We start from the raw sequence: 16,361 nt of genomic DNA on the forward strand, positions 1-16,361 counted from the left end.
AACGCTATGTTGTAGCGCCGCTTAGTCCTTCTATTGTTTTAACCGAAATGATCATTTGCAATTGCTGAATATTTATTTAGTATTTAAATGAATATTCATTTTTATATTCTCCTATTTTAAATTATGTCTGATGTTCAATTAACGCTGAGCGAATACCTATCTGCGGTCAAAGAAGTCATTCAGTTGGCTTTTGATGATGCCGTGTGGGTCAAAGCCGAGATTCGAAATTTAAACATCAAAGGTGGACATTACTATCTAGAATTGGCTGAAAAAGAACAAGAAAGTGATAGAGTCATTGCCAGTTGTAAGGCCACAATTTGGAAATTTACCGCAAATAAAGTTGTCGGAAAATTTGAACGTGAAAGCGGCTTTGAGCTCAGTCGCGACTTAAATGTCTTGGTTAAAGTGCGTGCCAAATTTGACCCGCAGTACGGCTTTTCAGTCAATATCGAAGAAATTGATTCGAGTTTTACTTTGGGTGATCTGGCTCGACGTTATCAATAAATTTTAGAAAAACTCACCAGCGAAGGTCTGATTCATAAAAATCGAAACTTGCCTGCGCCATTTGATATTCAGCATGTCTTGGTTATCGCGCCTGAAAATGCGGCAGGCTTAGGTGACTTTAAAAAAGATGCAGATGCGCTACAACATGCTGGCGTGTGTGAATTTGTCTATCATGCTGCAACCTTTCAAGGAAATACCGCAGCACAAAGTATCCGAGATGCTTTAGCACTGGGTTTAAGACAATGGGCAAATGACTTTCAAACTGCGCCAGATTTGATCGTGATTATTCGTGGTGGTGGTGCCGTTAACGATCTTGCTTATCTGAATGATTATGATTTGGCTGCACTTCTATCTAAGCGTAGCGTGCCAATTTGGGTCGGTATCGGCCATGAAAAAAACCGTACGATCTTAGATGAAATTGCACATCGTTCTTTCGACACCCCGAGTAAAGTGATTGGGGGGATTCGTAATCATATTGTTGAGCGAACACAGGACGTTTTAGAGGCATTACAAAGCATTCAACTGCGCTCACAACATCAAATTGCTGTGTATCAAAGTCAAAATGATCAGTTACTACAAGTCATAAAGACCTTGGCTCAGAGTCAAATCAATGACTCAACTCAGCTATTACAACAATACCAAGATAACACTGCTTATTTTGCTCAGTTACAACTTAAAACAGCTGCACAGAATATTGAAATACTCATGCGTGAGACTTTGCTGCAAAACCCTGCACATGTGCTCTCCAAAGGTTATGCCATCGTCCGACAGCAAGGTCACGCCATTCGTGCAACGAAAAATCTTCAGCCTTCAACGCATTCACCGATTGAAATTGAAATGCAAGACGGCATCATCACGGCTGACATTCAACATATACAGGTAAAAAATCATGACGACTGATACACTAAGTTTTAAAGAAGGCTATGAAGTTTTAAAACGTAATGCTGAATTACTCGAATCTCAGCAAGAACCCGACATTGATAATCTTATGAAAATCGTTGAAGAGTCGATGCAAGCCTATAAAGCCTGTAAGTCTCGTGTTGAAGCGGTACAACAGGCACTGAATGATACGTTTAAAGATTGATTTCTCAGCTCATCATTTGTATAAAAAACGCAGCCTAAGCTGCGTTTTTTATACTCAAATTTTGACTTCTCTTAGAAGCGCCAGTTATAGAACAAGTCGATTGCACGCTCTAAAGACTGACTCGCTTCCAAGTACAAACGTTGATTCATTTGATAACGTAAGGTCAATTTATTCACAGGTGTAAATACTCCGACGCCATAACGAATGAATAAATCAGGTGTAATATAACCCGTCAGTGAAACCTGAGTATCATCTCCTGTTCCTTGAGCATCGAGTGCCAAACCACTCAGACCAAATGTACGACCAATTTGATTGGTCAATGCACGTGTACCACCCAAGCCCATACTAATACCGGCTGCTGCAATCGTATTGTTCACATCAGAACGGAAACCTTCCGCCTGACTTAAACCTGAACTTCCTTCATTAATACGACCTGTAATTAAGGCATTTAAGGCTTCTTGTTCAGACAGACCTGCATCGTTATACACCTGAATTGCAGGACTTGATGCCGTACCCGTCACACGAACCCCAACTGTACTACCTTGCACGGCTTTATTTGCATCGATATCTAACGTTGGATTTGCCAATGGTCCATTAAAACGGGCAATCGCACGGTTCAAGTCCAGACTTTGACCATAGGCTTCAATTTTCACACGTTGTGAAACACCGATTGCACCATTGGCACGCATTGCTGTTTCTAAACCACGTTGTGTCAAATTCAAACGACCAATCAACGGAATTCGACTATCAAAACCTTGGAAAATCACTTGATTACCAATGTTCACCTGTACATCTGCGCGAATATCCCAAGGACGTGCCGATTTTAAGATTTCAAGTTGGTTATCACCTTCATGTACCACACGTACATCTGAAGATACCCCAACCACTGTTGCAGACGATTCTGGCATCGAAATCAATGCACGCGGCACATCAATTTTACCTTTTAAGGTTAATTTCTTACTGAAAGGCAGCACATCTAAAGATAAATCAGGCGTTACAACAGCGGTGATCAATGGCGCTTGACGGACCAACATTTCATTACCCGTTAAATTCAACTGGATACGCAGATCATTTTTCCAGTCGATATTTCCAGTTAATTTGCCCACACCACGACCACTATTAAATGCGCCATCAATCGTCGCATGGTTTTGACGTACAGCAGAATACAACTGAATATTGGTCAAGTTCACAGGCAGTGAAATCATGCTAATCGAGCCATTTTTCACTCGAATCTCAGCATCCATTAAAGGCTGAGACAATGTTCCGCTAATTTTTGCCGCATAAGACAACGTACCGCCCATTGACCGCACATCTTGTATAAATGGTTTTAAGATTTTCAATTGAACTTGGTTAAAGGCCACTTCACCACGGATCGGTTTATTGGCTTTATACGGATCAATAATAATATTGGCATAACCTGTACCAATATCAGGAGCTTTGGTATCGAGTCGAATTTGTAGCCCTTCAGCGCCACTTTTCGCAATCAAACCTACTTCATCATATTTTAAAGTGGATGCTAAATACTGTGGGTCTTCCGCTGCTAAACCGAGTAAACCGTCACGAGTCACTAAACGTGCATCAATTTTAGGTTTTGCACCTTTCGCCCAAGACGCTTTTGCATAACCATTCACTTTACCTGTAATCGCCAGACCTTCAGGCATAAAGGCTGCAAAGTCATTTAAGTCTAGGTTCTTTGTCACAAAAGATACATTGCCGCGGTTTTTATTCACACGAATTGGCTGATCAAAACATAATTCGCTTTGCTGACTCATCCAACAATGTGCACCGACAAATAAATCAGACTGTGCTGTGTTGTAAATAATCGAAGCATTTTGACGCTGTACAAGACGTGTACGTAAGGAGTCAAAATCGCCTTTTTGAATCTGACCGAGCCAATTATTTTGTGCATTGAAACCACCAGCTAACTGCACATAAAATTTTGATAATTTATTTTCAGCACTGACTTTTAATAAATGCGCATTACGTGTACCGGCCAGTGAAACTTGACCTTTCACAATCTCACGGTTGTTACTGCGTAAATTATCCATCGTTGCCGTTAATAAACTTGGTGAAGTCGCAGAAGTTGGCAACTCGCCTTGCACGCGTATTTTTCTCACACTGAATAAATTATTAAAAGCAAAATCATCTATTGCTATATTGGCAGATGCTTGCAGTCGTGGTTGTGCTTGAACATTTAAGTAGCCATAAGCACGTCCACGTAGGCCTGCATAAATTTCATATAATGCCGGTGCATTAATTTTCAATTGTAAATTTTGTGCATTACCTGTGGCTTGAATTTGGTTATTGGCATAAGCCAACAGTAAATTATTCGCTTCAAACTGTTTTGGCATAAAACCAGATTGATTTGAATTAATCACCATCGCCAAGTTACCTTGACCACGGACAGGTTTGTTATTGATCATACCTGCCAAATTCAGACGTTCAATTTGAATACGTTTTAGCGCATCTGACCACACACCACTGGTTTTTAAATTTCCAGATAATTCACCCCGTACATTTGAGGCAAAATAATGCGGCTTAAAATGCACCAGTGATGCATTAATATCCCAACCAATGGCTTTTTGTAGTAAAACTTGTCCATTGGCAGAAATTTTACCTGCCACGCCATCATGACGCAGCTCGGTAATTTTAATGAGTTCTGGGGTACCAGATACTTTGAAAATCAAACTGCCTTTACTTGCGGCAACTTGGCTTGCATTGAGGCCACCATCATAATTCACAGCAAAAGCTTTAAAGCCTCCACCTTGTTTCTCATCATGGAAAGTCAGCGCAGCAGTAGATTGACCTGTTAAATGAACTGTTTCATTTTGCTGTGCAAGTCGGCCTAACAAATCAATATTATTCAGCTGAATAATCTGTTGATTTGGTTTTGCATAACCATTGGCTTTTAATGACCCTGTAATTTGGTCGACAGGCGCAGCAGCCACGATGGTTTGCGGATTGAACTGCTGTGCTTGTACATTGGCTTGCCACTTCAGCATGCGTTTTTCATCAGGCAATTCTACAACTGCGTTACCTTTGAGCTGACCTTTGTCGGCCACATAACTAAAGGCAGGGACATTGAGATTGTTATTTTTCAGATTCAGTTTGGCTTGATATTGTCCAGCAGGCAGAGCACCTTTTTCATGTCGTGACACTGTGGTCGCCACATTAATATTCTGCTGACCTTCTGTAAGCGCCAATTGCACATTGCCCGAATCACTACTCAACCATCCAACATATGGCACTGCACGGTCTATATTTTTCCAAGACACATCCATCAGCATCGGCTGAGCTTTATTATTTTTAGCAGGCGCTTGATCGAGTTTTAAATTCCAAGTTTCATATTGATCAAAATCCACCAACGCCGTCAGGTGCATACCTTTTTCAAGGGTCCCTTTAGAAGCAATCTTACTATTTAAACTCACAGGTAGAAAATCTTGAACCACCTGCGGAATCAACTTATGTTTTGGATTAATTTTATCTAAACGACCGCTTACATCCCAAGTGACCTGATCTTTCCAACTCACCACGCCGCCCAAATTGACAGCGCCGCCCATCACTTGACCATTTAGGTTAGTAATATCAAGTTGATTGACCAAGTCCGTACTCATGAGCGCAGTATATTTACCTTCAGGAATATTGGCCCCGCTCAGGTCCGTGTCTAAATCTAAATTGAGACGCTGAATATCCCCATTGAATTTTGCCAGACCATTTTTAGCAAAGAGCTTTTGCTCAGTCAGTAACGGTAAATGATAGTTTTTAAATTTGAGCGCACCAAACATCGGGACATGTGGACGCATCGGATGGACCACAGCCCAACCAGTTAAAAGATCTGGGGTATGTGTTGCCACACCGGCTTGAATTGTATCCAACGATCCTTTAGCCACCACTTGAATATCATGAATATTCAAACTTTCACGTAGTGAAGGTAAATTGACAATCCCCACAGCATTTAGCGGATACTTGCCTTCAAATTTCATATTCCCAGACGCTTGGCGCACGGATAAATAGCCCATATCCATACGGGTATCTTCAAATTTTAATTCCGTCCCAGACCAAAGCGCTTCATTTAATTCAATATCATAAAAATCCACACCTGAACTATGCGTTTTAATCAGCATATGATCTAGATCTGCATGATCGACACGAAGGACGAAAGGCAAACGGATTTCACTAAATGCAAAAGGTTTATCGCTAGGTGGTGTCTTGGTAATAATTTGCAGATTTTTAACATCTGCCTTATTTAAGTGAATTTCTTTATTAATAATGGCACGCCAACCGAGTGTAATATCGGCACGGTCAATTTTTACATCGACAGGTTTTAGCGTAACGAGGACATTTCGTAAAATAATGCCCCGCCACAGGTTACCACCTTCATATTCATAGTGAATGATTTGCTGACGTTCCAGAACACGGTCAAGTAAAAACTTACTGCCTTTGTCTGTAGAAAACATGACTGCTAATGCAGCCACCAAAAAGATAAGCACGAACACGAAGGTCAAAATGACACTTCGAAGAATACGACGCTTCTTCGGCAGTTGCTCTACCGGCGTTTCGTTTTCTGGTTCTTGCTGTTCTTGTTCAGTCATAAAAAACACATCACCTAAAAATTATAATTGTGAACCAATAAAGAAATGTAAACGAATTGGTTTGCTGTCGTCAGAAAGTCCGGTAGCGACATCTAAACGAATTGGGCCAATTGGAGAAGCCCAACGTATCCCCACACCTGCGCTATATGCAGTCGGTGTATTGAAGTCTTTATCGTACGCATTACCAAAGTCACTAAAGACCGCAGCACGCCAGCCTTCTTTAAATTGGTAGTTATATTCTAATGAACCCGTTGCCAAGACTTGACCACCAATTTTATAGCCATTTTTTTCGGCAGCTAAACTCTTATAGTCAAAGCCACGAATGGTTTGGTCACCACCGGTAAAGTAGCGTAAGTTATAAGGAACTTTATCAAAGTTCTCTGTCAGAATATAACCTAAATCACTGCGCCCCACGAACTGGTGATTATCATTTTCACCCAATGAATAAATAAAGCGCCAGCCCGCATTCAAGATAGCCATATCAACATCCGAAAGTAAGCTTTCACTTCCGACTTCAACTTTATAGGTTTGCTTGATCCCTTTACTTGGATTCACACGTTTATCAGAGTCGGTTCGAGAAATTTCATAGCCAAACATCAAGGACTGTTGTTCATTGTTGGTATTCACCAAGAATGCATCTGGAATGTCATCACTAGGATTAAGTCCGTCATCAGTAACACGGTCTAAACGGTAACGTAAACCAAAAGTATGCTGCCAATTACCACGTGGGTTTTTAATAATCCGGTCAACCCCAGCTACAGCAGATTCAATGGAAAGATTAACGCCTTGACCGACATCGTCACGTTCTTCACGCTCATAACCACCGACCAAGCTGACATAGTCATTTAATGGATGGTTATATGGAATGTTATAGCGACCATCAATCGATTGACGGATTTTGGATACTTCCATGTTGGCGTCAAAAGAATGACCACGTTTGTTTACAATGGCACGACGATACTGGCCACGAACACGTGTACCGGTGTCGGTACCAAAACCAGCACCAATTTCTGCACTATTCAACTTATCTGCATTTAGTGTCACAATCACAGGGACTTTTTTATCTTCACGTGCTTGCGCTTTTAAACGTTCTTGTTCTGCTTGTTTAGCATCTTGCGTATCTTGCAAACTGCGTAATTTAGAGGATTGCTCTACATCATTCACCCCCGCAAATTGGTCTTCATTAACCACTTTTTGCGTCACTTCTTTATTCGACATCACTTCCGTTTTGTCTTTCACTACTTGTGAACTTTCTGACAACTGATTTTGATCGACCAAGGTTTGAATATCCGGGGGCAATTCAAGTGGCTTTTCAATCGGGTCTGGTCGAATTGAATCAACCAAGGTGTAGTTAAAATAGCGAGAGTTGGTCAAGTTATTAGCCAAACCATTCACACGCCAGAAAGTATAGTCAGCACCGTCTTTCCACGTCACCAAACTTTCTAAAATATCGCGATCCAATGGAAATTCTGCATTCGAATCGCTCATTCTAAATTCAACTGCGCCAAGCTTATAACGCTCACCCGTTTCAAATCGCAAATTGATATCGGCTGTATTTTGTGGTTGAGCCACTCTTACATCGTGCAAACGCCAGTACGAGTCGAAATAACCGTTATTAGTTGCTGCATCATTAATTCGGCGTTTCGTCGTTTCGTATTTACCATGATTAAGAATGTCACCGTCTTCCTGATCTGGTAATACACCAATCACCTGAAACTGAGCTTGGTTCGCCCCAGCCCCAGAAAATTCAACATTCTGTTTTTCAATTTGCACAGGCGTATTTGGTGTAACCAATACACGAACTTTGCTGTCAGACACTTTTTCAAATTTGAATTCAGATTGATAGAAACCCACGGCTTGCGCGGCTTGATTGGACAAGCTACGTAATTGAGGCAAAGCCGATGGAAAATCACTAAAGGATTCTTGAGTAAAACCTGAAAGCTTACCTTTAATATTGGCTTTGAGATCTTCCAGTGCCGCACCGTAGGCCTTACTCGACGTTTGACTGGTGTTATGTGCTGAGGTAATTTCAACATCCGCACTAATTCGTGGCACTTTTGCCGTATTCATCTGACGTGGCGGACGTACTTTATATAATAAGCGCTTGAAAATACCTGGCTCTGCATCATCCTCAACTGTTGGGTTATGCAGCTCTTGCAGCGTACTGGCATTTTCATTTCGTGTCGCGGTAATTTCATTATCCGAACGAATTTCACCCATGAGCTGATCAATATTGACTGGCGCTTGGTTAATTTCCGTTAACTCTTTTTGGGTAATATCCGCAACAGCAATTTCTGTTTGCTTTATTGCACGGTACTCCTGTGCTTGACGTTTGGCTTCTTCAGCAACTTGGAAGATTTCATTCGCCATGTTTTGATCAACAGGTGTCACGGGTAAGTTTTCTAAATCTTCAAACTCAATGGGTTTAAATTCTTGTAGTTGTGTTCCTGCTTGCTGCTGTTCTTGCAGCATTTTCATGCTATCAACAGATTCTTCCGGCTCATTTATATTTTCAATTTTTTCAATTGCTTCAGGCGTCGATAGCCCTTGCTTTACAGCCTCATCCTTGATTTCAGTAACAATCTCTGCTTTTGTATCTGCAGATGTTGCAACCGTTTCTGCGGGAGTTTGGGCGAAACTATGCTGAGCACACAAGGTCAAAAAGATGCTCATATATAGACTTTTATTGCTATGATGCTGTCGTATGCAGTGAGCTATACTGTGATGAAGCAATGTTTTTTTAAACTTGATTTTTGCAGGCATAGCAAACTCTAACAAATTTCATTATGTAATGGACTTAGTCAACCAGATATAGAGCTAAAGATCTTATATCTATTGGTTTTTCGCCATCTCCAAACTCAAAAAACATATTACATGATTTTTTAGAGATTTTACCAATCACTCACATTTCTTAATAAAACTTAATGTAGCAAGACACTTATGAATAACAACGAACATCTGCTAGGTACACGCCGCTTCCTGCCTATGTTTTTGACCCAATTTTTTGGGGCGCTCAATGACAATGTGTATAAACAGGCTTTATTGTTGGTCATCACCTATGGATTAATCCAACAACAGGCATTACCCATCAGCACGCTAAACAATCTAGCTGCTTTATTGTTTATTTTACCCTACTTTATTTTTTCAGCGACAGCGGGACAGATCGCAGATAAGTTTGAACGTTCACAACTTGTCCGTGGCATCAAAATTTTAGAAATTATCATCATGATCATCGGCAGTATTGGCTTTCTGACCGGTCATTTATGGTTATTGTTGCTGGCTTTATTTTTGATGGGGACCCATTCGACATTTTTTGGTCCAATCAAATATGCAATTTTGCCTGAAATTTTAAAGCCCAATGAGCTGATGTCAGGCAATGCGCTCTTCCAATCTGGTACATCCATGGCAATTTTGATCGGTATGATTTTAGGTGGAACTGTCATTGCATCTTCAAATGGCAATCTCACTTGGATCAGCCTGACAGTCTTAAGCATTGCTATTTTGGGTTATATCTCAAGTCGTTTTATCCTTAAGCAAAATGTGACTGCCCCAGATTTAAAGATCGACTGGAATTTTTTTCGAACAAGTTATCAAACCATCAAATACGCTAAAAGCTTGCCTTTAGTCTTCACAATTTTACTCGGTAATTCATGGTATTGGTTTTATGGTGCAACCTACCTCACCCAAATTCCACAAATGACTCAGCAAAATCTACATGCCTCTGAAAATGTCGTTAGCTTGCTATTGACCTTTTTCTCTGTCGGTGTGGGCGTAGGTTCATTGCTTTGTCGTAAATTGGGCGGCACTCAAGTCAATATTAAGATGGTTCCCATCGGTGCTGTCGGTTTAACGGTATTTGCACTGTATTTAGCGTTTAGTTTGACCCTCGTCCCGACTCAAACTGGCCCACTTATTACCCTTTCAGAAGTATTTCACCAAGGGTGGAGCTATTACCATGTAATGATCGCAGTGACTTTATTGGGGATTAGCGGTGGTTTTTACATTGTTCCACTATATGCCATGATGCAAGCCTATTCGCCTCGCTCACATCGTGCCCGTGTAGTTGCAGCAAACAACATTTTAAATGCCGTTTTCATGGTATCTTCTGCTATATTTTCAATTATCATTCTGAGTGTTTTAAAGATTGATATTAAAATACTTTTTTGTATAACTGCAGTGCTGAGTGCAATCTTTTGTATTTGGCTGCTATTACGCATCAAACCTTTGCTTCAAACTACGCAAGTCTCTCTGGAGGATTAATCCATGCGTCAATTTACAGGTGTCGACAAACTTATTCACTCATTTGATCAGGCCTTACGTAGTTTAGTTCCCGGAGCAACGGCTGCACATCGTGAAAATCCGTCTGTTGCTGAAAAAACGCAACTTGCAGTCAGCGAAGCACGCCATGTGGCAGGTCTAATGCGGGTCAACCATAGTGGTGAAGTGTGTGCTCAAGCGCTTTATCATGGCCAAGCCCTCACAGCGAAACTACCAAATGTCCGCCGTGAAATGGAACACGCTGCGATTGAAGAACAAGATCATTTGGCTTGGTGTGAAGACCGCTTAAAAGAATTAGACAGCCATACCAGTCTGCTCAACCCTGTTTGGTACGGCCTTTCTTTTGGGATGGGCGCATTGGCAGGTATTGCCGGTGATAAATACAGCTTAGGTTTTGTCGCTGAAACTGAGCGTCAGGTGAGTCTGCATTTAGAAGACCACATCCGCCAACTTCCTGAACAAGACGAACGTTCACGTAAAATCTTAGTGCAAATGAATGAAGATGAGCTGCATCACCGTGATACAGCACTCAATGCAGGTGGTGTAGACCTTCCTGTTCCAGTTCGTATTGCCATGACTGGTATTTCAAAGCTGATGACCAAAACCAGTTATTACATTTAATGATTTTCTAATGATTGTCGCTAAGTTTTATAAATAGTGAACAAAAAGCCTGCAAAGATGCAGGCTTTTTTATGAGAAATCTTTTGACTTTAATACAATAATTCCTTCGCCATCAAAACAGTTTATAGGCTGCCATCGACTTGGTGTAAACCAATCAAAATTCAAACTATAAAGTTGCTCGGTGGACGGATAACCTGATCCACCTAATTCAAGCAGCCATCCTGCCGGACAAATTTCCTTTTGGTTATTAATCACAACAGTATGATCATGTGCCAATTCCAGCAATAAATGACGATCCAGCTCAAATGCAATAACATCAAATCCAGCTATTTGAATAATCTCTGGAAAACGAGCCGAAGTCAGACCTTGACGAATATCAGTCATCTGTTCCAGAGTATAGTCGGTTTCAAATGATCGGTTAATCCACGTGCCTTCAGGCAGTACAACCTCTCCAAAGTTTAAGGGTTCCTGCAACTGTATATGAATTTTCTTTTGATGCTGCCACTCTGCATAGTCAGAACTAAGATCTGAAATCACGAACAATCCCAGCGTTACTGCAACAAATAAAGGGAAAAACAATACGCCAGATAAACCAATTTTAAGTACCGCATTTACTTTATATGGTCGATTTTTTTGCTTTTTATACCAATTATTCCAACTCAACCAAATCGCAATGACAATAAATAGCACCAAAATCGCAAAGCAAATAATAAGGAAACCTCCCGCACCCGCACCATAACCTAAGCCCATATTGCGCTCACTAAATATCCCTTTAAATCTTTTGATTATGTTTTGACGATTTTATCAGATCAGCCACGTTCACTTTATCAATGTTGATGATGCTTACGCCACCACTTCAACACCGTATAGAGCACACGGAAGAATACGATACATAAAATAACGGCAATAACGATGTAAATATCTTGATGATAAGACAACATTTTCGCCCAAAACAGATGTAAATAATGACTCATTTGAAAGCCAATCGTAGCGACCAACATCGCCCAAATAAAACAGGCAACCAGATTAATCAGCACATATTTCCAAACAGGATAAGTACGCACACCGACTGCAATAGGTAAAATGGTTCTAAAACCCCAAGCAAAGCGCATAAATAAAATGGTCAAAATAGGATAACGTTCAATAAACTGGCTCGCACGATCGAATTTTTGTGAAAATTCTGCATTCGACTGGATAAGTTTTTGCCCATAGCGAGCGCCCATTTGATAATAAAACTGATCGCCAATAAAACTGCCTAGCATCGCCACCGCAATCAACATTGGAAAATGAAGTATGTGTTGATGGACGGCATAGGCGCCAATCATCAGCACTGTTTCTCCTTCAAACAATGTGCCAATAAAAATCGCAATATAGCCATAGTGCTGAATCAGATCAGTCCAGTTCATATCATTATTTTGAAGCTAAAAAGATAATGTAATCCTGCGACAGCCTATACGCTAGCGCATACCATGACAGGATTTGAATATTTTTGTTATTGTTTATCTAGCGTATTTAAGGTCAGTTTGAAATATCACTCATGTGCATTGAAAACATTTTGTTTCATTCGCTCAATCCACTAAAACTTTTTGGCAACTCACCATAGGAAATTGATGTGCTGGATGTTCAAACATTTCATTTTTCCAAATGTCGAACATTGGTATTTTAACATCGAGTGCTAAAGGCAGTTTTTTCGGATTAAATTGCATGTGCGCTAAGCTTTCGCCCCACGCGATCAGATCCAGATCCAAAGCGATATTATGAGACGGACGAACACGACCTGAGTCTGCTTCCATTTTTTTCAGTAAGGTGCTGATTTCATCTACAGATAAACTGCTTTTCACCAAACAAGCTGCATTCCAATAATCCGCCCCAATGCCATCACGACAAGGAATCACATAAATTTTGGAAAATTCAGCATGACCCAAAGCCTGAATTTGACGTAAAGCCAGTTGAAAATGCGGTTTTGGATTGAAATTACTCGCCAGAGCTAGGGCGAAAATCGTTTCGGTGGCGTTCAAGACGAATTCCTACAGAATTGGCTTGCGCGATAATGGCAGGCTTCCGGATGGTAATCATAATAGATTCAATGCTGTCATAGGTAGCAAAAAGTGCATCAATCACCAGTTTTGCTGCATGTTCGATCAATTTAGGTTGAGCAGTTTGAATGACTTTGGCTGATATTTCGCAAATTTCAGCATAATTCAAGGTATCTTCAAGCTCATCTGACTGAGCCGCCTGCGCTAAACTGGTTTGAATATTGAGGTCGAGCATCAAAGGCTGAATAATTTGACGCTCCCAATTGAAACAGCCGACTACAGTTTCAACTTTCAAACCTTCAATGATAATTGCGTCCATTCTTACACTCAAAATAAAATCTTAAACATCGATAAAATCCTCCTGTTTAAGCAAGAGGATTTTATTTATATCTTGCGGCTAAATTATTGCTTCAACAATAAATTAGGATCCATAGTCTGCACCATCTGAATACGCTGGTCTGCATAAATATCGGTATATGGCGCAAGGATGCGCATAAAGCGATCGAAGTACAACATTTGTTTGAATAATAAAGCGAAGTCACGTGGGAAGCGAATACCATGACGCTCTCCGACTTGTACCATATCCATCATGATGTCATTCAAATCGGCAGGATTCGAGGTTAATAACTCTTGCGGATCGGCCAAAAGCACACCGCTAAATAAGCGCTCTAAGTCGGCAGCTAAGACTTGTGTGTCAATTTTGACAGCCGTCATGCCCATTTTCAGCATATTTTCAGCCATCAAGTTGTAGTCAGTTTTTTGTAGGGCATCCATAAACGCAATACATGCTGTCCACACTTCAGGTTTCAACTGGCCCACGATACCAAAATCGATGAATCCAACTCGACCATCTTCAAGCAACATCAGGTTGCCTGCATGTAAGTCTGCATGGAAACTATTACATAACATCAAGCTGCCAAACCATGTATTCATCGCTGTCACCAAAACTTGCGATGGATCTTTAGCGACTTTCTTGACCACGTCAAAATCGGTCAATGGCACGCCGTATAAACGTTCCATGGTTAAGACACGACGTGTTGAATATTGGTGATAAACCTTTGGTGCTGTTGCGGCTTTGTTTTGAGTTACGTTCAGATAATTCACAAAGTCGTCAAGATTTTGAGCTTCTTCAATAAAGTCCACTTCACGTACCATGCGAACTTTAATTTCTTCAACAATATCTGCAAGTGAAGCAAATTTGACTTTGGGTACAGCTTTTTCAACCAGTTTAGTAGCCCAATGTAAGACATTTAAATCTGTATAGAGAATCGTCTCGACACCCGGCTTTTGCACCTTGATAACAACATTTTCACCACTGACCAATTTAGCAGCGTGTACCTGTGCAATAGATGCAGAAGCCAAAGGCTTTTCATCAATTGAAGCAAATATTTCATCTAAATTACGGCCAGCAAATTCTGAAGCCAATACCTGCTGCACATAACTAAACGGCAATGACGGTGTCTGATCTAAACAGCCTTGAAACTCTTCTACATATTCACGCGGAAATAAAGAAGGTGTACTAGCAATAAATTGACCTAATTTAATATAGGTTGAACCTAGCGATTCAAAAGTTTCACGCATTAATTTTGCGTTACTTGGTTTTTCAGTTGCATATTTAAAGCCGGCTTTCGCCGCAACGACTGCGGTCTCACCCATTCGGGCAACCGAGCGAATTCCATCTAACCAGATATTGTTTTTCATAATGTCTTAGAAAAAAATAATTAACGTGAGTGTAGCAAAAAAATAAGGGCTTGCTGCTTTATCTTGCCTGACAGATTGGACAATCGGGATCTTTTTCAAAAGTGAGAATTTTTTGCTTCATTGACCGACCATCCCACAACAAAAGCTTTTGTTTCAGTGCTGTCGTCCCTAAACCCAAATAGAGCAAGGCATGATGTGCTTGCAAACTTGCCATAACATTTGGTGTAGTTGCAAGTACACCCGAGTCTGCACAGCGTAAACTTTCACTGGTATGATGTTCTTTTGGAAATAAACATTCATAACAGGCAGCATCGGCTTCAACCATAAACAGTTGCCCTTGGAAACCAATCGCTGAAGCACTAATCAGCGCCACATTATTTTCTACGCAGCTCACATTGACCAAATAACGCGTGCTGAAATTATCACAACCATCGAGAACCAAATCTTGCTGTGAAATCAATGCCTTTGCGTTGCTTTCATCTAATTTTTTGGTATAGCTTTGCACTCGGATATGCGGGTTAATCGCTTGTAAGCGTTTAGCCAAAATTTCCGATTTATAAAAACCTACGTCATTTTTGGTATACGCGATTTGTCGTTGCAAATTACTGATTTCAATTCGATCTGCATCGATTAAAGTAATTTGTCCGACGCCTGCACGTGCCAATAATTCGGCTGTGGTACACCCAATTCCACCACACCCTACGATGAGTACATTGGCAAGTTTTAGCTTCTCTTGTGCATCGATGTCCCATCCATCAAGCAATATTTGACGGCTGTATAAATGCATTTCATCATCACTTAATTCAAATTCAGATGTTGATTCATTCGATTTAAACGTAGACAAAGTATTTCCTTATTAAAATTCGTCAAGCATGAAAAATGGGCGAGTTTATACCGCAGGCAAAAGATTAAAAACACCGATATCCATCAAATGTTATTCGGCTACAAACCCGAAACAGTGTAAAAACACCCTGCTATTTGAGCAAGACAATATACAGCTTAAAGTTAAAATAAATGCTCTGTAGACATGGTATTTTTCTTAGTTAGCGTATCTTCAATTACACTATTTAAAATACAGTATCTCAGACACCTTAGTATGTAGAAACATCATAGAGGTATAGCGTATACATGTTTTAAAAATAATAAATTAAAAATATAGTTATATTTTTAACCGTATTTAGTTGCACTAGAGCTGCTTACATTAGGTTCATTTTAATGATTCTTTTCTACATTAGCCTCAGAAAATAAAACTTAATTCAAGACATTTTAAGCGTTTATGTATGCGAAGAGATTTAATCCGTAGGTATATGTATGAATTCAGTGAGAATTAAATTGCTGACACAATATGTTCGATAAACTTATGAGCTAACACACATTATTCAAATACTTTGTGCTCAGTCATATTTACCCCTTTACCCCTGTTAGCGGCAGTGTAAAAATGACCCCCTAATGGCATTTAAAAACTGACCCCCTTGGTTAATATAGCGGTCATTTTGGACTGCTCAACATGTTAACTTTGGAGCAAGCAGTGACAATCCAAATACT

Annotated in this window: 11 protein-coding genes and 1 pseudogene; 4 read left to right on the top strand and 8 right to left on the bottom strand. The window is 40.4% G+C overall.

Going from position 1 to position 16,361, the window contains the following annotated elements; genetic code table 11:
- The first annotated feature begins 123 nt into the window (after positions 1 to 123).
- Both xseA and xseB read left to right on the top strand, forming a co-directional pair.
- A pseudogene (gene xseA, locus FTU38_RS14430) lies at positions 124 to 1,404 on the top strand (exodeoxyribonuclease VII large subunit).
- Positions 1,394 to 1,588, top strand: coding sequence for an exodeoxyribonuclease VII small subunit (gene xseB / locus FTU38_RS14435; protein ID WP_180004957.1), 195 nt, complete (start codon positions 1,394 to 1,396; stop codon positions 1,586 to 1,588). The pseudogene xseA and the gene xseB overlap by 11 nt, the downstream one beginning before the upstream one ends.
- 71 nt (positions 1,589 to 1,659) lie before the next feature.
- Here the strand turns inward: xseB and FTU38_RS14440 are convergent, their stop codons facing one another.
- Positions 1,660 to 6,180 carry a translocation/assembly module TamB domain-containing protein gene (locus FTU38_RS14440; protein ID WP_180111667.1) on the bottom strand — a complete coding sequence of 1,507 codons (4,521 nt, stop codon included), beginning with the start codon at positions 6,178 to 6,180 and terminating at the stop codon, positions 1,660 to 1,662.
- 21 nt (positions 6,181 to 6,201) lie between these two features.
- Positions 6,202 to 8,943, bottom strand: coding sequence for an autotransporter assembly complex family protein (locus FTU38_RS14445; RefSeq protein WP_180111669.1), 2,742 nt, complete (start codon positions 8,941 to 8,943; stop codon positions 6,202 to 6,204).
- A 177-nt stretch (positions 8,944 to 9,120) separates the two neighbouring features.
- Between FTU38_RS14445 and FTU38_RS14450 the strand changes: the two genes are divergently transcribed.
- Positions 9,121 to 10,440, top strand: coding sequence for an MFS transporter (locus FTU38_RS14450; protein WP_180111671.1), 1,320 nt, complete (start codon positions 9,121 to 9,123; stop codon positions 10,438 to 10,440).
- A gap of 3 nt (positions 10,441 to 10,443) precedes the next feature.
- Positions 10,444 to 11,079 carry a 2-polyprenyl-3-methyl-6-methoxy-1,4-benzoquinone monooxygenase gene (gene coq7, locus FTU38_RS14455; RefSeq protein WP_180004953.1) on the top strand — a complete coding sequence of 212 codons (636 nt, stop codon included), beginning with the start codon at positions 10,444 to 10,446 and terminating at the stop codon, positions 11,077 to 11,079.
- 69 nt (positions 11,080 to 11,148) lie between these two features.
- On the opposite strand, the gene FTU38_RS14460 is transcribed toward coq7, so the two are convergent.
- The 6 genes from FTU38_RS14460 to FTU38_RS14485 form a co-directional block, all read right to left on the bottom strand.
- Positions 11,149 to 11,829 carry a hypothetical protein gene (locus tag FTU38_RS14460; protein ID WP_180004952.1) on the bottom strand — a complete coding sequence of 227 codons (681 nt, stop codon included), beginning with the start codon at positions 11,827 to 11,829 and terminating at the stop codon, positions 11,149 to 11,151.
- A gap of 77 nt (positions 11,830 to 11,906) precedes the next feature.
- On the bottom strand, positions 11,907 to 12,485 hold the full coding sequence (locus FTU38_RS14465) for a DedA family protein (RefSeq protein ID WP_257223092.1): 579 nt from the start codon (positions 12,483 to 12,485) through the stop codon (positions 11,907 to 11,909).
- Between the two features lie 162 nt (positions 12,486 to 12,647).
- On the bottom strand, positions 12,648 to 13,097 hold the full coding sequence (locus tag FTU38_RS14470; protein ID WP_180111673.1) for a 2-amino-4-hydroxy-6-hydroxymethyldihydropteridine diphosphokinase: 450 nt from the start codon (positions 13,095 to 13,097) through the stop codon (positions 12,648 to 12,650).
- A complete protein-coding gene (gene folB, locus FTU38_RS14475; RefSeq protein ID WP_111884985.1) occupies positions 13,054 to 13,434 on the bottom strand; it encodes a dihydroneopterin aldolase in 381 nt (126 codons plus the stop codon). Before folB ends, FTU38_RS14470 begins: the two co-directional genes overlap by 44 nt.
- A gap of 83 nt (positions 13,435 to 13,517) precedes the next feature.
- Positions 13,518 to 14,816 carry an AarF/ABC1/UbiB kinase family protein gene (locus tag FTU38_RS14480; RefSeq protein ID WP_078193949.1) on the bottom strand — a complete coding sequence of 433 codons (1,299 nt, stop codon included), beginning with the start codon at positions 14,814 to 14,816 and terminating at the stop codon, positions 13,518 to 13,520.
- A 58-nt stretch (positions 14,817 to 14,874) separates the two neighbouring features.
- Complete coding sequence (locus FTU38_RS14485) at positions 14,875 to 15,603, bottom strand: HesA/MoeB/ThiF family protein (RefSeq protein WP_180111675.1); 729 nt, start codon at positions 15,601 to 15,603, stop codon at positions 14,875 to 14,877.
- Between the last annotated feature and the right edge of the window lie 758 nt (positions 15,604 to 16,361).

This window comes from Acinetobacter sp. YH12098, assembly GCF_013419235.1.
Lineage (GTDB): Bacteria > Pseudomonadota > Gammaproteobacteria > Pseudomonadales > Moraxellaceae > Acinetobacter > Acinetobacter amyesii.